The organism is Bradyrhizobium ingae, from assembly GCF_055791185.1.
Genome location: NZ_JBVUBB010000002.1, coordinates 74,500 through 93,730 on the forward strand (window position 1 = coordinate 74,500; position 19,231 = coordinate 93,730).

At 61.3% G+C, this 19,231-nt stretch carries 18 protein-coding genes; 8 read left to right on the forward strand and 10 right to left on the reverse strand.

The features are described from left to right. Positions 1 to 7: 7 nt before the first annotated feature. The 3 genes from ACV1FX_RS02965 to pgm form a co-directional block, all read right to left on the reverse strand. Positions 8 to 760, reverse strand: a complete 753-nt coding sequence (locus ACV1FX_RS02965) for a GntR family transcriptional regulator (RefSeq protein WP_473116047.1) — start codon at positions 758 to 760, stop codon at positions 8 to 10. A gap of 3 nt (positions 761 to 763) precedes the next feature. Beyond that, positions 764 to 1,813, reverse strand: a complete 1,050-nt coding sequence (locus ACV1FX_RS02970; protein ID WP_473116048.1) for an aromatic ring-hydroxylating dioxygenase subunit alpha — start codon at positions 1,811 to 1,813, stop codon at positions 764 to 766. 321 nt (positions 1,814 to 2,134) lie between these two features. Next, complete coding sequence (gene pgm / locus ACV1FX_RS02975; RefSeq protein ID WP_473116049.1) at positions 2,135 to 3,781, reverse strand: phosphoglucomutase (alpha-D-glucose-1,6-bisphosphate-dependent); 1,647 nt, start codon at positions 3,779 to 3,781, stop codon at positions 2,135 to 2,137. Positions 3,782 to 4,086: 305 nt separating this feature from the next. On the opposite strand from pgm, the gene ACV1FX_RS02980 reads away from it, so the two are divergent. Then, positions 4,087 to 4,458 carry a c-type cytochrome gene (locus ACV1FX_RS02980; RefSeq protein ID WP_473116050.1) on the forward strand — a complete coding sequence of 124 codons (372 nt, stop codon included), beginning with the start codon at positions 4,087 to 4,089 and terminating at the stop codon, positions 4,456 to 4,458. A 103-nt stretch (positions 4,459 to 4,561) separates the two neighbouring features. Further along, the gene (locus tag ACV1FX_RS02985) at positions 4,562 to 5,683 is read left to right on the forward strand and encodes an alpha/beta hydrolase family protein (protein ID WP_473116051.1); all 1,122 of its coding nucleotides are present in this window, start codon (positions 4,562 to 4,564) and stop codon (positions 5,681 to 5,683) included. A 69-nt stretch (positions 5,684 to 5,752) separates the two neighbouring features. On the opposite strand, the gene ACV1FX_RS02990 is transcribed toward ACV1FX_RS02985, so the two are convergent. Continuing rightward, on the reverse strand, positions 5,753 to 6,493 hold the full coding sequence (locus ACV1FX_RS02990) for a winged helix-turn-helix domain-containing protein (protein ID WP_473116440.1): 741 nt from the start codon (positions 6,491 to 6,493) through the stop codon (positions 5,753 to 5,755). A gap of 491 nt (positions 6,494 to 6,984) precedes the next feature. Here ACV1FX_RS02990 and ACV1FX_RS02995 point away from each other — a divergent pair, with 491 nt between their 5' ends. The 3 genes from ACV1FX_RS02995 to ACV1FX_RS03005 all read left to right on the forward strand — a co-directional run bounded on the left by ACV1FX_RS02995 (position 6,985) and on the right by ACV1FX_RS03005 (position 11,173). Beyond that, on the forward strand, positions 6,985 to 7,833 hold the full coding sequence (locus ACV1FX_RS02995) for an MBL fold metallo-hydrolase (RefSeq protein WP_473116052.1): 849 nt from the start codon (positions 6,985 to 6,987) through the stop codon (positions 7,831 to 7,833). Positions 7,834 to 8,603: 770 nt separating this feature from the next. Then, a complete protein-coding gene (locus ACV1FX_RS03000) occupies positions 8,604 to 9,926 on the forward strand; it encodes an ATP-grasp domain-containing protein (protein ID WP_473116053.1) in 1,323 nt (440 codons plus the stop codon). Then, positions 9,923 to 11,173: an NAD(P)-binding domain-containing protein gene (locus ACV1FX_RS03005; RefSeq protein WP_473116054.1), complete on the forward strand. Its 1,251-nt coding sequence runs from the start codon at positions 9,923 to 9,925 to the stop codon at positions 11,171 to 11,173. The genes ACV1FX_RS03000 and ACV1FX_RS03005 overlap by 4 nt, the downstream gene beginning before the upstream one ends. Positions 11,174 to 11,282: 109 nt before the next feature. Here ACV1FX_RS03005 and ACV1FX_RS03010 read toward each other — a convergent pair whose 3' ends face one another. From ACV1FX_RS03010 to ACV1FX_RS03025, 4 genes are all read right to left on the reverse strand, one after another. Then, entirely contained in the window at positions 11,283 to 12,167 is an 885-nt protein-coding gene (locus ACV1FX_RS03010; protein ID WP_473116055.1) for an aldose 1-epimerase family protein, read from the reverse strand. A gap of 36 nt (positions 12,168 to 12,203) precedes the next feature. Then, positions 12,204 to 13,160 (reverse strand): GDP-L-fucose synthase, encoded by a 957-nt coding sequence (fcl, locus tag ACV1FX_RS03015; protein WP_473116056.1) that lies wholly within the window; start codon positions 13,158 to 13,160, stop codon positions 12,204 to 12,206. Then, the gene (gene gmd / locus ACV1FX_RS03020) at positions 13,141 to 14,211 is read right to left on the reverse strand and encodes a GDP-mannose 4,6-dehydratase (protein ID WP_473116057.1); all 1,071 of its coding nucleotides are present in this window, start codon (positions 14,209 to 14,211) and stop codon (positions 13,141 to 13,143) included. The genes fcl and gmd overlap by 20 nt, the downstream gene beginning before the upstream one ends. 257 nt (positions 14,212 to 14,468) lie before the next feature. After that, positions 14,469 to 14,885, reverse strand: a complete 417-nt coding sequence (locus ACV1FX_RS03025) for a hypothetical protein (protein ID WP_473116058.1) — start codon at positions 14,883 to 14,885, stop codon at positions 14,469 to 14,471. A gap of 830 nt (positions 14,886 to 15,715) precedes the next feature. Here ACV1FX_RS03025 and ACV1FX_RS03030 point away from each other — a divergent pair. Beyond that, positions 15,716 to 16,060, forward strand: a complete 345-nt coding sequence (locus ACV1FX_RS03030) for a hypothetical protein (RefSeq protein WP_473116059.1) — start codon at positions 15,716 to 15,718, stop codon at positions 16,058 to 16,060. A gap of 806 nt (positions 16,061 to 16,866) precedes the next feature. On the opposite strand, the gene ACV1FX_RS03035 is transcribed toward ACV1FX_RS03030, so the two are convergent. Continuing rightward, a complete protein-coding gene (locus tag ACV1FX_RS03035; protein WP_473116060.1) occupies positions 16,867 to 17,181 on the reverse strand; it encodes a hypothetical protein in 315 nt (104 codons plus the stop codon). Between the two features lie 213 nt (positions 17,182 to 17,394). Between ACV1FX_RS03035 and ACV1FX_RS03040 the strand changes: the two genes are divergently transcribed. Further along, entirely contained in the window at positions 17,395 to 18,498 is a 1,104-nt protein-coding gene (locus ACV1FX_RS03040; protein ID WP_473116061.1) for a hypothetical protein, read from the forward strand. A gap of 69 nt (positions 18,499 to 18,567) precedes the next feature. Next, positions 18,568 to 18,813, forward strand: a complete 246-nt coding sequence (locus ACV1FX_RS03045; RefSeq protein ID WP_473116062.1) for a hypothetical protein — start codon at positions 18,568 to 18,570, stop codon at positions 18,811 to 18,813. A gap of 51 nt (positions 18,814 to 18,864) precedes the next feature. On the opposite strand, the gene ACV1FX_RS03050 is transcribed toward ACV1FX_RS03045, so the two are convergent. After that, positions 18,865 to 19,200, reverse strand: coding sequence for a hypothetical protein (locus ACV1FX_RS03050; RefSeq protein WP_473116063.1), 336 nt, complete (start codon positions 19,198 to 19,200; stop codon positions 18,865 to 18,867). Between the last annotated feature and the right edge of the window lie 31 nt (positions 19,201 to 19,231).

Consider the following 19,231-nt stretch of genomic DNA (forward strand, 5'->3'; position numbering starts at 1 on the left):
CACTCCCCTAGTCGGTTGCGGATCTGATCAGCGCGAGCGCCGGCAGCAGTTCCAGATGGGTCCGATTACGCAGCGCGAGCCGCAAATTTCGTACGGCGAGCCGCGCATGCTCGCGCATGATGGCTTCGGCGCGGCCGCCCTCGCGGTTCTCGATCGCATCGATCACGATGCGATGATGCTCCTGCCCGATGATCAGGATCTGCTGCGCCTCGGGCAGCGCCGATTGCGCCATCACGAAGCCGCTGGGCGAAGCGAACGGCAGCGCGGAGGCGCGGTCGATCTGCCGGATCAAGGGCGGGCTGCGCGACAGTTCGGTCAGCAGGGCATGGAAGCGCGCATTCAGCGTGACGTAGGTCGAGAAGGCATCGACCGAGATCGGCATCTGGCGCAACAGCTCGTCGATCGCGGCATGGCACTCCCTGAGCGGCTCGAGCTCACGCGCCGAAATGCCGCGCTCGGCGGCGAAGCGCGCGGCGAGCCCCTCCAGCGTGCCGCGCAGCTCGATGGAATCGAGGATGTCGCGCTCGGAGAAGGCCTTCACCATGAAGCCGCCGGAAGGGATCGCCTCCAGCAATCCCTCCTCCTCCAACCGCACCAGCGCCATGCGCACCGGCGTACGCGATGCGCCCGTGGTCTCGACCGCCTGCAGCTCGGAAATGCGCTCGCCGGGACGCAAAGATCCCGCCAGGATCTGGTCGCGCAGCGCGAGCTGCGCCTTCACGGTCTGCGAGACGGAGCGATCGACCTCGCGCTCGGCCATGACCTACTCCGCGGCCTGGAGATGTTGCGGCCCGTTTTCCTTCGCGACCATCTTGTCGATCAGCCGCCGCGACCACATCGCACCGGCATCGATGTTGAGGTTGTAGAATACGCGATCGGGATTCTCATCCATCGCGCGCTGCTGCGCTTCGAGGATCTCCTCGTCCTCGCGGAAGATGCCCGAGACGCCCTCGCGGATCTCCGTCGTGACGCGCTGATCATTGAGGCGATAGTTGCGGGCGAAGGCCCAGAAGTAGTGGCAGGTCTTCTCGGTTTCGGGCGTGATGGTGTTGAGCACGAAACCGTTGACGCCCTGCGAGCGGTCGCCTTCCGGCGCGCCCGCGCCGGTCGGCGCCACGCCGACGTCGATGGCGACGGTGCACGGGGCCTCGAAGCGGATGATCTGCCAGCGGTCGACGAGGCCGGGCTTGCCGAGCTGCTTGGCCCAGAACGGCGGCGGCTCGATGTTGCGCATCCAGCGCGTCACCGTAACCGTCTTCTCGCCATGGGTGACGTCGAACGGCGCTTCAGCCACCGCCTCGTTCCCGATCGAGGAGCCGTGCACGAAGGTCTCGTGCGTGAGATCCATGAGGTTGTCGACCACGAGGCGATAGTCGCACTTCACATGGATGGTCTTGCCGTCGCCGGCCCAGGCCGGATCGTCGTTCCAATGCATGTCGGGAACGAGCGCGGGGTCGGCCAGCGCGGGATCGCCCATCCACAACCAGATGAAGCGGTGGCGCTCGACGGTCGGATAGGCGCGGACGCAGGCCGACGGGTTGATGGTCTCCTGCGAGGGCATGAAGGTGCAGCGCCCCTGCGCGTTGTATTTCAGGCCGTGATAGCCGCAGACGACGGTGTCGCCTTCCAGCCGCCCCTTGGAGAGCGGCACCAGGCGGTGCCAGCAGGCGTCCTCGAGCGCCGTCACGGCGCCATCGGCCTTGCGGTACATCACCACATGCTTGCCGCAGATCGTCCTCGGCAGCAGCGCCTGCTTCACCTCGGCGTCCCAGGCGGCGGCGTACCAGGCATTCATCGGGAATGGTTTTGTCACTGGTCTCTCTCCCATGGGCTTATGAATACGTTATGTATACAATAGTCGGGGAGATGGTGCTATTGGAGGTTTTTTGATACCTCCATACGGATTAATGTATACATATTCGCGGATTGTGGCCGCGGGCGCGATATAACCTCTTCCGGCTGCGGGAGAGGTCGGCGCAAAGCGCCGGGTGAGGGCTTTCGCAGCCAGGGATCTTCTCCGAAAGCTTCAGACAATCCCAGCGCGGATGCACCCTCACCCCAGCCCTCTCCCGCAGGCGGGAGAGGGAGCGCACCGTCACCGCGGCTTGAGCGGGGGCGCGCTCTCTTCGGGAAGTTACGCCCCGAACACCTTCTTCAGGCCGGCCTGGGCTTCCTGCTGGATGCGATGCAGGTGATCGGTACTGCGGAAGCTCTCGGCGTAGATCTTGTATACATCCTCGGTGCCGGAGGGCCGCGCTGCGAACCAGCCGTGGTCGGTTTCGACCTTGATGCCGCCGAAGGGCTGGCCGTTGCCGGGGGCCTTGCTCAGGGTGGCCCGGACGGGGTCGCCGGCGAGGTCTTTCAGGCCGAGCTGCTCGGGGGTCACCGACTTCAGCACGCTCTTCTGGGCCGCCGTGGCGGCGACGTCGATGCGCTCGTAATGGGGCACGCCGAGCTCGGCGGTGAGGTCGGCAAAGAGCTGGCTCGGGTCGCGGCCGGTCTTGGCCAGGATTTCGGCCGCGAGCAGGCCGAGGATGATGCCATCCTTGTCGGTGGTCCAGACCGTGCCGTCGCGCTTCAGGAACGAGGCCCCTGCACTCTCCTCGCCGCCGAAGCCGAACGAGCCGGTGACGAGGCCATCGACGAACCATTTGAAGCCGACCGGCGTCTCGACCAGCTTGCGGCCAAGCTTCTTTGCGACGCGATCGATCACCGAGCTCGAGACCACGGTCTTGCCGATCGCAGCATCACCGCCCCAGTGCGGCCGGTGCGCAAACAGGTACGCGATCGCAGTCGCCAGATAGTGGTTGGGATTCATCAGTCCGCCGCTCGGCGTCACGATGCCGTGGCGATCCGCATCGGTGTCGTTGGCAAAGGCGACGTCAAAGCGGTCCTTCATGTGGATCAGGCTCGCCATGGCGTAGGGCGAGGAGCAGTCCATGCGGATCTTGCCGTCCCAATCCACCGTCATGAAGCGGAAGGTCGGATCGATCGCCTCGTTCACCACCGTCGCTTTCAGGCCGTAACGCTCGATGATCGGATGCCAGTAATGCACGGCCGCGCCGCCAAGCGGATCAATGCCGATGTTGACGCCGGCCGATTTGACGAGCTCGAGATCGACGACATTGCCGAGATCGGCGACGTAAGGCGCGACGAAATCGAAAGCGTGGACGGAAGAGGATTTGCGCGCTTTCGCGTAATCCATCCGCGCGACGCCCTTCAGGGCGTCGGCGAGCAAGGCATTGGCGCGCTTCTCGACAACCCCGGTGACGTCAGTGTCGGCGGGGCCGCCATGCGGCGGATTGTATTTGTAGCCGCCATCTTCCGGCGGGTTATGCGACGGCGTGATGACGACGCCGTCGGCGAGGCCCGATGTGCGGCCCTTGTTGTAGGACAGGATCGCGTGCGAGATCACTGGCGTCGGCGTATAGCCGCCGGCCTGGTCGACCATGACGTCGACGCCGTTGGCAGCGAACACCTCGATCGCGCTGACGAGCGCGGGCTCGGCGAGCGCATGGGTGTCGATGCCGATGAACAAGGGACCGGTCAGCCCCTTCTCGCGCCGATAGTCGCAGATCGCCTGCGTCGTTGCGAGGATATGGCCCTCGTTGAACGAATTCTTCAGCGAGGTGCCACGGTGGCCTGACGTTCCGAATGCCACCCGCTGGGCCGGATCGGCCGGGTCAGGCTTGTTGGCGAAATAGGCCGTGACAAGCCGTGGAACGTTGGCAAGCGCACTCGGCGCAACCGGCTTACCCGCCGCGGGATCGACTTTTGCCACTGCAACTCCTCGTAACCTTCAAACGACAGTCTCGAACACCATACCATCGGTCAGGCTGCCGCCAAGCCGATTACCGGACCGGCCAGTCCGCGCGCCTGCCGACGATCAGCCGACAACGCCCATCCACCACGAGACGATCCATCGGCAATCATCCATGGCCGATCTCGTACTTTGGTGCCGGATGTCGGTTGATTCAGGACAAGGACGTTGCGACGCCGCACCGGCAGGTTGTTTCTCGTTTGATCACTGAAGTGCCGGAAGTTGCAGCACTTTCACCGGCATATCCCGAGGGGAGCGGATTTGAGATGATTGGACGTCAGATTTTTGCGCTGATGCTGGCGAGCGTCGCCTCGTCGGCTCTCGCTGCGGAAGGCGATCCGGCCGTCGGCAAGGTCGTTTTCGAACGAACCTGTGCAAATTGCCACGCGAGCGTGATCGGGGTGAACAAGGTCGGCCCAAGCCTCTGGAATGTGGTCGGCCGCAACCCCGCCGCCGTGCCGGATTTTGCCTATTCGGAGGCAATGAAGGCCAACAAGGAGGTCTGGACACCGACCGCGCTGGACGGCTACCTCGCCGATCCCCGTGGCGACGTCCACGGCGTCAAGATGTTCTTCAAGGGGCTACCGAACCCCTCAGATCGCAGCAACGTCATCGCCTATCTTGCGACGCTGAAGTGAGCGATTGAGGCTGGCCTCCGGCCGGCAAGTCCGGTGAACGCCCGTTCGCCGGATGGTGCGGCTCTGCTATGGTCTCGCGCGGTCACGGAGAATCACCCCGCCCATGGACCTCGCGCGCCGGCTCGTATCCGTGCTCTGCTTCCTCGCCATCGCAGGCGTAGCAGCTGACGCGAAGGCTGCCGAGTTCTACACCGAGGATCTCCGCATCCCGATGGCGGCGGCAGGGCCGCAAGGGCTTGAGGCCTTCCTGGTGCGCCCGGCCGCCTCCAGGCGCTATCCGCTCGCCTTGCTCAGCCATGGCACGCCGCGGGACTTCGACGACCGCGCGACCATGTCGGCGCACAAATACTATGCCATTGCGCTGGAGTTCGCCCGGCGCGGATTTGCTGCACTGATCGTGCTGCGGCGCGGCTATGGCACCTCGCCCGGCGACCGGGTCGACAGCCTTGGTCCCTGCGCTCGCGCCGCCTATCTGCCGGCGACCGCGGTTGCAGTCGCGGACTTGCGCGCCGCGATCGATGCAATGGCGCGGCGGAGCGACGTCACGACGACCGGCATGATCGCGATCGGCCATTCCGCGGGAGGGCTTGCCACCGTGGCGCTGACCGCGCAGGCCCCGCCGGGACTTGTCGCGGCGATGAACTTTGCCGGCGGACGCGGCTCGTCCAGCGACAATTTCGTCTGCAATGCGGATGATCTCGTGCAGGCGTTCGCGACCTTCGGCAAGACCTCGCGCGTGCCGACGCTGTGGGTCTATGCCGCAAACGACCTGTTCTTCGCACCAGCGCTGGCGCATCGCTTCTACGACGCATTCCGCAGCGGCGGCGGCAATGCCCAGTTCATCGATGCGCCCGCCTATGGCGATGACGGCCACTATCTCTATTCCGCCGTGACGCGCCCGCTCTGGACGCCCCTGGTCGACGCATTTTTGCGCGAGCATGGGCTAGGCAGCCGCGAGATGTTGAGCCCGCCGGATCCGCCGCCGGCGCCCGGACAACTCTCGGCCTCAGGCAAGGACGAGTTCTCACGCTATCTCGCCAGCATCACCCCGCACAAGGCGTTCGCGGTCGCGTCCAAAGGTGCCTTCGGCTGGCGCTCCGGCCGCGCCACGACCAATGACGCCCAGCGCGATGCGCTCGCAGCTTGTGGCAAATGGGCGCCCGATTGCAGCCTCTATGCCGTCGACGAGCACCTCGCGGGCAACCAGGCGGCCTCCGCGCGCTGACACGTCCAAAGCGCGATGAGACGTCGCGCCTTTGGCAGACGGACACGCTGGTCTTGCGCTGCGCTTTGCCTAGAGTCGCTCGCTGATCGCGAGCTTGTAGCCAACACCGGTGACGGTGGCGATCACCGGCGTTCCGTTGCCGATCAGCTTGCGGCGCAGCCGCGCCACCAGCGCATCGACCGTGCGCACGTCGACCTCGGTCTGGCGGTTGCTGACGACCTCGATGAGGTAGTCGCGGCTAAGCGGCCGGCCGTCGGCACCGACGAGGGCGGCCAGCAGGTCGAACTCGGCGCGGGTGAGCGCGACCGGCTTGCTGTCGCCGTCCATCAATTCCCGGCGCATCAGATCGATGATCCAGTCACCGAATGCGATCGAGCTGTGGTTGCGCGCCGCCTTGTGATCGATCGAGCGCCGCCGCAGCACGCTGCGCGCACGTGCAAGCAGGTCACGCAGGTTGATCGGCTTGGTCACGTAATGATCGCCGGCGATCTCGAGACCGAGGATGCGGTCGACGTCGGTATCGCGGCGCGTGACAAAGATGATGCCGGCGTTGCTGAGCGCCTGAACTTCCTTGGCAAGCTCAAACCCGTCGCCGTCGGGGAGCTGAACATCGAGGAAGACGAGATCGGTGCGGACGCGCAGCGCCTGGCGGCATTCCGCGCAGGAGCCGGCGCCTACCACGTCGAAATTGTTCTCACTGAAATAGCCGACCAGCATGGCGCGGGTCACCGGATCGTCCTCGACAACGACGATACGATCCGACCGTCGCGCGTCCTGTGATCGCAAGTCCTGGGATACGGAGCCGACCATGCCGTCAGTCTTTCCCTGAACGTGTGACGTCATCGACACGATGCACGTGGGAGCCAGCCACGCAGATGCGCCCGCAACGCAATGCGCCGCGATGTGAACCGTCATTCACAATGTATTCGAAAGCCCCCGCGAACATGGCGCGATAATACGCGCCTCGGCGTGCGCAAACAATATTGGTCACGATCTTGAAGCATTAAAGATGAATTGCCCCAATTCTCATCCCACGCATCATCGCACGGGCCTTGCTTGCGCAGGCGCTCGCCGCCGTGCTCGGCTGCCTCGTCGCACGCGACCTGCATCAGATCGAACGGCACGCAGGATCGCTTGCCCCTCTACCACCTTCGAATCTACCGTATGGCTCGAGGATCCACGAATTCCCGGGATATGATGACCATGGGCATGCGATGCACGACGCGGCGCGCAGGTCTTGTAGTTGTCGACCGCTGGGGCGGCGTGGTCAGATCCTCCGGCCCTATGCTGGAGTAGACACCATGGAGATCATACTGCTCGGCACTGGCGGCCCGCGCCCGGACCCCCGCCGCATGGCGACGACCACGCTGATCAGGTTCGGCGAGGAGAATATCCTGTTCGATGCCGGCCGCGGCGTCATGGTGCAGCTCAGCAAGGCCGGCGTGCCGCTTGGCTCCATCAACACGGTCTTTCTCACGCATCACCACTTCGACCACATCGGCGACCTCTACGACGTGATGCTGAATTCATGGATTCATGGACGCAAGAATGATCTGCGCATCTATGGGCCGCCGGATACCGAACGGCTCGTCAACACGCTGGTCACGCAGGTCTACGACAAGGACATCACCTGGCGCGATCAGGGCGAACCGACCTTCGGCGGCTGGAAGCCGGTCGTCGCAACGGACATTCTTCCCGGCCCCGTTCTCGACACCGGGCGATGGAAGATCAGCGCCGAGCTCGTCTTGCATGGCGACGGCCTCGACATGTCCCCGGCCTTTCTCGCGCGCTGGATGTGTCTCGGCTACCGCTTCGAAGCGGACGGCAAGGTCATCGCGATCTCCGGCGACACGGTCCCCTGCCCTGGTCTCGAGCGACTGGCACAGGGAGCTGACCTGCTCGTCCAATGCTGCTTTCTCGCGACGCCGGAGATCAACAACGAGCATTTCCGCCGGCTTGCGAAGTTCACGATCGCCTGCGGCGATACGGTCGGCAAAGTCGCGGCCAAGGCCGGCGTCAAGAAGCTCGCACTGACCCATCACCGGCCACGCAGCGACGATTCCATGCTGAACGCGTTGCTCGCCGATGTCCGACAGGACTATTCAGGCCCTGTCGTGCTCGGCGAGGATCTCACGCGAATCGAGGTCTGAGAGCGAGGGCCGTCGCACCTCGAACGCGACCAAGCGCCAGCGTTATATCGCTCGCAGCGCGGCATGTATCTGCGAAAGGTCGTCCGACCTCAGGACGGTCCTGAACGACAGCGTCTCCTCCGCGCGCGACGACGTTTGAGCGAGCCGTGGTAACAGTGAATGCTGCAGGGAAAATGGCCTTGGCAAAGCGGTGGTGCGAAAACACGAAAAGCGCCTGGGAGCCCTGGCTTTTGCGGCAGCGGATATGCCAGGATATTACAGGCGAATCTCGAACAGCACCAGGGAATGAGCGCACCCTGAAATCGGTAAGCGTCCAACCCTCACGCAATTGTATCGCGAGGCGCATGGCGGGTTGGCGCGAAGTTTAATTTCCCCGGAAAAAGCGGACAGACTTAGGCGGTACACTCAACCCTCCGCTTGTGTTCCATCTTTGCCGCGGTGTCCCCGTCTTTTGCCGCAGCAGAACCGGAATCTCTGGTGATCTTGTCGAAGCACACGTCGGCCGTCGTAAGAAACAACGGAAGGGGCCGGATGGAACAATCCGTCGACCGCCACCAGAATCTGCATTGACCTATTGCTACACCCTTTTACGTTGAACGTTTACGTTAATTTCGAACTGGAATAGACGCTGATAGAGGCTCGATCATAGCATCGCCGAGTTGGACGGCACTAACCGGTACCGCGGCCGCAACTTCAATGTTCGACGCGAGCCGCCGGGCTTTCTGGCAACCGCATGATCGCGGCCCCAATCTATTTTGAAGATTGGTACAATGTGTATTTTGAACAATGATGTTTCTGTGCTTTTGGCCTCTGCTTCCTTTGGCGGCACGATCGCGGCTGTCCGCCATCTCGCAAGATGCAACATCGACGTCAGCATCCTAACAAGCCAACGCCTGGACGCAGCGGCATGGTCGCGTCATGCGGGGCGTGTCTATTCGGCCCCGCCAGAAAGCGAAGCTTCATCATACCTTGAGCGACTTGTTGCGATAGGTGCGGACGATCCCGGAAAGATATTACTGCCGACGTCGGACGAAACTGCCTGGATGTATACGGAGAACACCGCGCTTCTGGCGCGGTATTTTTGTATGTATCAACCGTCGATCGCGACCATGCGGCGCATTCTTGAAAAGAAGCTTCTTGCGGATGCTGCAATCAACGCCGACCTCACTGTGTTGCCGAGTTGGAACCCACGAAACATCGATGATGTCGCAAAGCTAGCTCCGATCCTACCCTATCCAATCCTTATAAAGCCGCGCACTCATGTTCGCCGACTAAGGAGCGATAAGGGGATAGTAGCCTACTCGAGCGGTGAGCTGCTGAGCAAATATCAACTGTTTGTTGATCGCGAGCGAGGCCCAGCGGCTGACAACCCAGTTTTGGCTGACGCCAACTTGCCGATTCTACAACAGTTTGTCCGAGTCGGGAGCGAGGGCGTGCATTCGGTGACGGGATTCATCGATAAAACTGGAGAGCTGTTTGTTACCCGTAGCGCAACCAAAGTGTTGCAGCGATCCCAACCGGTGGGGGTGGGGCTTTGCTTTGAAGCGCTGCCACCAGCCCCGGCACTTTCAGAGGCAGTTCGCCGCCTTTGTCGCGAGCTAGAATACTTCGGAATATTTGAAGTTGAGTTTGTTTTGTTTGATGGCCGATGGGCGGTTATCGACTTTAACCCGCGCCTGTTTAATCAAATCGGCATGGACATCCGCCGGGGTATGCCGCTTCCCTTGCTTGCGTGCCTTGACGCTGCTGGTGACACCAAATCCTTGCGCGAAGCCGTCAGGAAGGCGCAGGACAATGAGCAAGACAATGACCGAGTTGTCTTTTGCGATCGCTTCGCGCTGCGCGCGTTCCTCTTTGCGCAGACTCTCACGAGGCGAATGTCGCATAAGGATCGCGCGTATTGGCGTGGCTGGCTTAGAACGCACGCAACCGATGCGGTCGATTGCGCCGCGGACGGCAACGATCCAGTTCCGTGGATAATCCATTCGCTCTCGCAAATCCATCTGGGCGTCAAAGCTCTGCCGCGGTTCATGCGCTTGTCGGCGCTAGATTCCGCCTGGACGTCACCGACAGTCATGCAGGAATTGTCATGAGCCGGGTCGCCGTCGCGATCATCGGAGCCGGTCCATATGGGCTTTCACTCGCCGCCCATCTTTCGGCGCGCAAGGTAGAACACCGCATTTTCGGACAGCCGATGCGATTCTGGTCAGATATCGCTGCGGCCGGCGGCGAGCGCTATCTCAAATCCTTCTGTTTTGGAACCAATCTCTCTGCACCGGTGCCGGGTTATTCGTTCGCTGATTACAACGAGCCTCGCGGTCTTGAGACTTTTGAGCCCTGCTCGATCGCGAATTTCACGGAGTACGGGCGTTGGTTCCAGCAACACAATGTGCCTTGGGTCGAGACCGTCGAGGTTGAACATGTTGATCGGCAGGATGACGGTTTTGCGATCCTGCTGTCCGATGGAGAACGACTCGTTGCAGATCGGGTGGTCGTTGCCACGGGGTTATCAGGCTTTGCGCATATCCCGCCGGAGTTGGCATCCTTGCCACGGGCTCTTGCAATCCATACGTCCGGGGTTACCAGCTTCGACGCGTTCAAAGGGCGCGATGTCGCGGTGATCGGAGCTGGTCAATCAGCTCTCGAGGCAGCAGCCTTGTTGTGCGAAGCTGGCGCTCGGCCGCAGCTTCTCGTGCGGGAGAGCGCGGTTCGCTGGCATGATCGCTCCGCATCCGAACCTGGTCTTTGGGAACGTGTACGCTGGCCCATCTCAGGGCTGGGTCGCGGGCTCAAAGCCAAGGCGCTGACCCAATTTCCGGGCGCGATGCATCGAGTACCCGCCAAATGGCGAACTCGGTTCGTCAAAAGCCACTTGCCAGCTGAGGGGGCATGGTGGCTTCGTGACCGCGTCGAGACTCGGTTGCCCATCCATCTTGGAATAACTGTCATCAAGGCGCACGAAGTGTCCGGGCGCGTGGTGCTGGAACTGCGCACTGCCAATGATGCAGGTGAACGTCGGCTGATGGTTGACCATGTCATCGCCGGCAGCGGTTATGAAATCGACGTTGGACGCCTGACGTTCATCTCTCGGGATCTGCGAAGTGCGATCCAATGCCTTGGGCGGGCGCCACAACTGAACGCTACCTTCGAAGCGTCGGTACCAGGACTTCACTTTGTCGGCCCCTCCTCCGCGATGAGCTTTGGGCCGCTCTTTCGCTTCGTGATAGGAGCCGAATACAGCGCGCGGGTTGTTTCGAGCCGTCTGTCGGCGCGGGCCGGCCTCCTTGTAGGCCAACAATGGGGTTACTTGAGCCCGGCGCGCGCATCCCGCCCCGAGTGATCTTCAACGGCGGCATTGATGCTGCGGATTGGGCGCTGTTCGAATAGCGCTCCGCATTTCGTGAAAGTCGTCGTTGGATTCGATCGATAGTGCGTCGGCGGCAAGGAAATCAGATTGAGGTCCCTAGCCCAACCGCAATCCGAAGCGACAACGTCTCCTCGCCACCCGGCGCGATCTGCATCACGCCGGGTTTGCTCGCAAATTCACCATCGAAGCTCAGGGGGGATGCATAACCGCGCCAGGGCTCAATGCAAAGGAACGGCGCCCCGGACGGCTTCGACCAGACGCCAAGCTCGCGGAAGCCGGTCCAGGACACCTGCACCCAGGGATCCCGCGCCGCCGCGTAGCGAACGGATGGGCTCTCAAGGCGGTCAAAGATGATCGCGTCGTCGATGAATAGGGCTTCAGTGAGGGGAAGCACACGGTTGTTGACCGGGCTTGGCGCCGAGGCGCCCAGCAACCCAGCCTCCAGCCGCCTGATCAAATGCGGTTCATCCTGGGAGAATGTCAGAGAGTGGGCTTCCTTGCTCTCCCCTGGCACTAGCGGCCAGTTGAAGGCCGGATGGCCGCCGAGAGAGGCCGGCAGCGTCTCCTCGCCCGTGTTGACGATCTGAAACCGGACGTCCAGGCCGGCTACGTCGAGGCTATAGGTCACGACCAGCCGAAACGCGAATGGATAGATCGCCCGCGTCTCGGCATCGTCGTTCAGTGCGAGAATGCATTGGTTCGCACTTCGCTCGAGCCACGCAAACCGCCGGTCGCGCGCAAAGCCATGCTGCGTCATCCGGTACGCCTTGCCGCGATGCCGCAGCTCATCATTCTTCAGACGGCCGACGATGGGAAACAACAGCGGCGCATGACGCGGCCAGGCAGGTCCCGCTTGCCAGATGCACTCGAGGCCCGCGTCGGACTTCAGCGAGCACAGTTCCGCGCCCTGCGCCATGATGGTCGCACTGAGGCCGCCGCTGCGAATGGTGTGGGTGTCCTCCGTCATGTGTCGCACCTCCACTGCAGCTCGCCCCGCCGCAAACTATCGCGCGGCGGTCGGTTGGCTCGCAAGATACGCCTCATAAGCCCGTCGGATTCCATCCGCGAGCGATGTCTGAGCGCGCCAGCCGAGTTCGGTCAGGCGGCTGACATCAAGCAACTTGCGCGGCGTGCCGTCGGGGCGTGAGGTGTCGAAGGTGATCTCGCCACCATAGCCGACAATGTTGGCGACGACGCGGGCGAATTCGGCAATCGCGATATCCTGGCCGGTACCGATATTGATCAGCTCGGCGCTCGAATATGTCTTCATGAGGTGCACGCAGGCGCCCGCCATGTCATCGACATAGAGAAACTCGCGCCGCGGCGTGCCGGTGCCCCAGACCGCGACGCTCACCGCATCGTTCAGCTTCGCCTCGTGGAACCGGCGGATCAGGGCGGCGACGACGTGGCTGTGTTCGGGATGATAGTTGTCGCCGGGACCGTAGAGGTTGGTCGGCATCACGCTGATGAAGTCGCGCCCATATTGGCTGCGATAAGCCTCAACCATCTTAATGCCGGCGATCTTGGCGATCGCATAGGGCTCGTTGGTCGGCTCGAGCGGCCCCGTCAGCACCGCATCCTCGCGCAGGGGCTGCGGTGCGAGTTTTGGATAGATGCAGGACGAGCCTAGGAACATCAGCTTCTCGGCGCCGTTCTGATGCGCGGCGTGGATCACATTCGCGGCGATCGCGATGTTGTCGTAGAGAAATTCGGCGCGCAACGTGTTGTTAGCGACGATGCCGCCGACCTTGGCGGCGGCGAGGAACACGGCCTGCGGTCGCGCTTTGGCGAACCAGTCGAAGACCTGGGCCTGGTTGCGCAGATCGACCTCGCTCCGCTCCACCGTAACGAGCTGCACATCCTCCTGCGCAAGCCGGCGCACGAGCGCGGCTCCAACCATGCCGCGATGGCCTGCGACATAGACCGTCTTGCCTTTCAGCTCAAACGATGCGCTTGGCATTTGCGGCTTCCAGTTTCGCCTCGGCCAGATCGCTCGCAACCATTTCCTGGACCAACTGCGCAAAGCTCCGCTTCGGCTTCCAGCCGAGTTGTTGCCGCGCCTTGCTGGCATCGCCGATGAGGAGGTCAACCTCGGTCGGCCGGAAATAGGTTGGATCGATCCTGACCACGGTCTTGCCACTTATCGCATCGAGGCCGACCTCGTCGACGCCCTTGCCGCGCCACTCGATCCTGCGTCCGGTCTCGGCAAAGGCAAGCTCGACCATCTCGCGCACCGAGCGCGTCTCGCCGGTTGCGAGCACGAAATCGTCGGGCCTCTCAGCCTGCAGGATCATGTGCATGCCCTCGACATAGTCGCGTGCATGACCCCAGTCGCGCTTGGCCTCAAGGTTGCCGAGATAGAGTGTCTCTTCAAGACCGACCTCGATGCGAGCAACGCCACGGGTGATCTTGCGGGTGACAAAGGTCTCGCCGCGGATCGGGCTTTCGTGGTTGAACAGGATGCCGTTCGAGGCAAACATGCCATAGGCTTCGCGGTAGTTCACCGTGATCCAGTAGCCGTAGAGCTTGGCCACCCCGTAAGGCGAGCGCGGATAGAACGGAGTGGTTTCCTTCTGCGGGATCTCCTGGACGAGGCCATAGAGTTCCGAGGTCGAGGCCTGGTAGAAGCGCGTCTCCTTCTCCATCCCGAGGATACGGATCGCCTCCAAAAGACGCAGCACGCCGAGCGCATCTGCGTTCGCGGTATATTCCGGGCTTTCGAAGCTGACGCCAACGTGGCTTTGAGCGGCCAGGTTGTAGATCTCGGTCGGCCGGATCTGCTGCATCAGGCGGATCAGATTGGTCGAGTCCGTCATGTCGCCGTAATGCATCCGGAACGGCACGTTTCCGACATGCGGGTCCCTGTAGAGATGATCGACGCGTGCGGTGTTGAACGAGGACGAACGCCGCTTGATGCCATGGACGACATAGCCAAGCGACAGCAGATATTCCGAGAGATAGGCGCCGTCCTGTCCGGTGACGCCGGTAATCAGAGCGACACGCTCAGCCATGCAAAAACCTTGTTCTCAATCAATCGGGGGTTCTGGCCCAAGCGGCCGACACCGGCGGCCGAGAAGCCGCCCCCGGCCGATCTTTCTTGGCCGCATCAGTCGACCAGGTCAACCCTGGAGGACTTTGCAGTGAAAGCCTTTTGAGCCCGCAAAGGCACCCCGAAAGGCCACTTTGCAGCCGGCGAGGCAGAGAATCGCGACCAGTGCACCCCTATTCGCAAGAGGTGGCTGACTTATGTGTACAGACGTATACAATCTTACTCGGAATGGTTGACGGCGCTAACGAGCAACGGCGGGTTCGTCCGGGACACCGTGATCTCAACCGTTGAAGACCCTTCGTCATGCCGGTTCTTACCCACCACCGTGAGGGTGAACTTGTCCGTACCCGAAAAGTCCGGCTTTGCGAAATAGCGGAACCCGGGCCCGACCATGACGATCTCGCCGCTCTTTGGCTTCTCCGTCAGCTCCACTTTGTAGATTTGCATTGTCGACCAGCGCAGCCCCTGGATGCAATCGGCTCCCGGTGCGATCGACATCGACCACTCAATGGTGTCGCCGGCAAGCTTGTAGGGCTTGATGTCGCGCAGGCAATTGGGCGTGGCGTGGGTGGCTGAGGCTGATGCAAGAAGCGTCAGGATTGCCCCGATGGATGCGCGGATGGATTGGCGTGACATTGCTTATACCCCTTCCCGTGTGCGGTCGAGAATGGGGCCGGATGTTGAATCATCGGTAAGGACGACGAATTACCCGATTCTCTTGGTAAACTGCTCGTTAGGTGCTCCCCGCCGGACGTGCTCAACTTCGCGATTCAAACTCCAATTCGCCGCACTTTATCAGGATGATGGCCGTCAAAATCGGTGGTATGGCGAAGTCACCCTCGGGGTTGCTGTGAGTTTGGTCGACCCGAACTGCGTTGCCCTATCAATTGCTTAAGGAACAACAATCAGGGCTTCGGCACGGTCGTTCTCAATTTCGCGGACATTCGAGCGAAACTTGCTTGGCGGTTTGGATTTGATAGATATCCACGAAGCGATTGGGTGATTTTGCGTGCTGGGTCTTATACTTCTGTTGTCTACGGCCGTGCTGTCTTTCGCTGCCGGCTACGCCTTGCGCGCGGTGATCTCCCGCAAACGGCATGAACAATATCGACTATACGAGCCTTATCTGATGCCCACGCGTGTGAACCAACCGCCGGCTTTTCTCATGCGCCCTCCTACGAACTCGAATCCATCGATCCCGTCTCGAAGCTCTCGCGCGGGATGACGGCACAAGGCCGAGCCGCATAACAGAACAAGCTCTCCACTGGCACGACGCTCGATCGAGGCAGACAGACGCTTGCGTTCGCTCCCCAAGAGGTGTCGCGCCCTGGTTGAGCGGATCCATGTGTCTGGCACCTTGCTCACGAAGCAGCCGATTTTGCTCGCCTGGCACCGACCGCCTGACAGTTTCTTTTTGCGCGGAGATCAGCTAGGAGCTGGAGCCAAGATCAAACTGGCAAATTTTCATGCAAATGTTTTCCTGGCTCGCCGCTGCCATGACATGGGTCGTGGTTCAGATCGTTGCCGCTGGATTCAGCCCGGCGGCAGCCGGCCCCAGCGCCGAAACCGCCAAGAAGTGCGTCCGCTACTCCTACATGCTCTATCCCTACCAGCGCCCGGGTTCGGTGCGCATGAGCGAAGATCGCAACAATTATTTCAGGAATTGCATGGCGAAAGACGGCGACGTCCCGGAGCCACCTCCTGCGAAAGAACCGGGCGCAACAACGGACAATGTTGAGCCACACGTCCTCGCGAGAAGCATCGTCTTCGCGACGGATACGGAAATGCACCTCCAGGCACCAAGGCTTTGAACCCGGTGCTTTCGGACGCAGGCAGGGTAGACCGCAAAGGTCTTTGCCAACAATTGAAATGTATCCGAGCTCAGCGGATGCGTGCAACTCGTGGCATGAGCCAAGAACGCCCTCGGCGTGCCAATCGCCTTCATCACGCCAACACGATAGAGACGGGAACGGCTCTCTGATGCTGCCCAAGGCGGCCAGAAAAGTCGCGTCCAATACTCCAGTTAAACACGGAACGAAAAACCGCTGTGTGGATCTGGCTCATCGCCTCGTGCTTGCCCGACTTGGCGACGTTCAACGGTGAGACAAAATCGTCATCGACCAGCGATACGTCGGTGAAGCCGGCGCATGATACAAAATTGTGCCATCAGATGAACATTTGGAGTTGCAGATCGCCCGCGTGCATCTAAAGCTGACCTCACTGGCGGGATCATCCTGATTCGGAAAATGGGGATCGAACGTGAGCGCTCGGGTGGAGATTCCGCGAACCGTCTTTCGTTCGTTGACCGATGCCCCGCGCTTTGATCACCAAACCTCGCAATTCGGAACCTTGCGCCCGACGTAAAGTTAAGAATACAATCTTTGATAGAAAATCTTCGGGCGTTTCAATGCATCTCCTCTTCAGAACTCTTGAATGGCTGTCTGTCTCTCTCGGAACGTTAGCGCTACGTCTAACGTACGAGGGCAGTACGAATCGAACCAGCGGGACCGAAAACCCGAACCACGCCCGGGGTGGAATGGCGTCTCGCGACGCAGGCGCCGACTGCGCATCGCGAGCAGCCCATTAGCACGGCGTCGCGAACACGATCCAACTATCCCTACTTCCCGGCGCTGTCGTCGTCGACCTTGCCCGCATTCGCAACGCATTTGTTGAAGTAGGCCTGCTGATCGCGACCCGTTCCCTTCGTGCTACCTGCCGCGGGATTGCCCGGCTCTCGAGGGGGAAACTGCTTAGCCATGAGCGCGCTGCACTTTCTGGCCACCTCGGCGGTGACGGCAGATGCAGGATCCGTCGCGCAGAACAGAAGGAGAGCGGCAAAGCACAGTGCGGCGGTTTCAGGGCGCAATCTGATGAGCATGGTCTTACATTGGATCGATGCGGAGGTCAGATATTCTAGTTTGTTTTGAGGCATTTGGAACGCCGAAATTGTTTTCGCCGTAGTCACACCGAAAGCATTCAAATAGACATGAAGTCGCCAATCAAGAGGGTATCAGGCCTTGGGAAGCTGCTCGCGACAGAACCCGCGATCGAGCATCCCTATGGCACCGCGACGATAAGGCTGATAATTAAGGCTAGCCATTGAAGAGACAAGACTTTCCGGCCTGACTGAGGGACTTTGGCGGGGATGAGTTCGCGCGATTTGAGCACAACTGGCGAGGACGGAACGGAGCCTGCCTCCGCAGAGATTCAGTTCGCCCTCGTGATTTCGCGTATGCTTGAGACGGTACAGAATCATCCCGAGCACATGCGCCAGGTCGTCTATGATCTGGCCCGCTACAAGCTCGATGAGCAGTTCACCCACGCCGATGCTCAAGACATTCGGCGGTCAAAGCAGGCCTTGGAGACGGCGATCCGCGGGGTCGAGGAGTTCTCGCGGCAGCCGGTCAGCATCCCACCGCCGTCGGCCCCGCAGCTGCCGGGTTCAGGCCTGCCGGCTGCTCACGAGCCGGCGGTTCGGGCTGCACGTACCAACATTGAGATTGACCGCGGCCCCATTAGAGCAAGCCAACCCTTCTGGTCGATCACCAGGCGAACCGCGATATTGCTGCTAGTTGCCGGTGCGAGCCTGCTCGCCGTGGTGCAACGGGAGCGGTTGGCTTCACTTGCGGAGTATTTCCCACGTGAGGGACGTCAAGCCGTCGCGACGACGCCGGTTGCCCTTGCGCCCCCCCAACCCGCCGCGAGCACGCCCCAGCGTTCTCCCCTTCGACCGACCGACTACGGCGTTTATGCCGTGGTCGACGACCAGTCGCTCGCTGAACTGCCACTGCTACCTGGGAGACCACCGGATGCCCGAGTCGCCATCTCGGCGACTTTCAAGGCTCCCGATCAGGCCGGCCTGCCGAATAGCCATCCGAAATTCATCGTGTTCCGCCGCGATTCCCTGAACAATGGTTTGGAGCGGGCAGAAGTGCGCGTAGTCGCCAGGATAGCCCGCGAATTCTCGGCAGAGGCGACGGGCAAAAAGCTGGGCGACGGCGATGACGCCTGGGTGATCCGCAACTTCTCCTACCCCTTCCGAGTGTCTCCCTTGCCCGACAACCCGGAGATGTATGAGCTTCACAGCGAGGATCCGACACTGGAACTGCCCCCCGGCCGCTATGTGCTGATCCTGAAAAATCAGGCCTACTATTTTAGAGTGGATGGAGACATCATCGACCCGAGGCAATGCATCGAGCGGGTGGTCGCCACAAACGGCACTTTTTATTCTGCGTGCAAGAAACCGTGACCTCTTCTCAAAGGAGCAATGAGGCCCTAAGTGCAGTTGATGCGTAAACTCCACCGGATGGAGACCGTTATGATCATCGTCAAGTGTTTGCTCGTAGCAGCAGTGGTTTTCACCCTCGCCGCACCGACGTTGGCCCAAAACGCCCAGCAAAGGAATACGACGATCCGATCGCAGGGCTATACCACCGGTTCACGCGCGCCGGTCGCCACTCAACCCAGCAACAATCCGTTCCGCAACCCGATTGGACAGGGTGTCCCGCCAGCCACTTCGGCTAATCCAAATCTAAATAGCAATCGAACGAATGTTCCTCGCTAGACTGCAGCATCGCGGAAGGGCCTCTTAGGCGGAGCGCGTCCGCTCGCAGGCTCATTGCCGGTTGACATCCACCTCAAGAGAGGAGGCTCCGTCGACGTGCAGCGAGCTGCCGCTGATCTCGATCTTGAAATAATCCGAACTGCCTGCAGAATCCGCAAAATAGCGGAAAGACGGTCCCTCAACGATGAGACGTCCGGCTTTTGGCGGTTCAACGATCGAGACCTTGTCGATCATGAGCGTCGACCAGCGCAGGCCCTGGATGCATTGCTCGCCGGATTTTATCTTGATCGACCAGCGAATGGCGTCGGACCTCAATCTGAACGGCTGAGGATGCAGGATGCACGTGCCTCCAGCAAGTGCCGCAGAACACGCCAAGACCTGGACCAAGAGCGCGGCGATAATTCCTCGAAGCATTTTT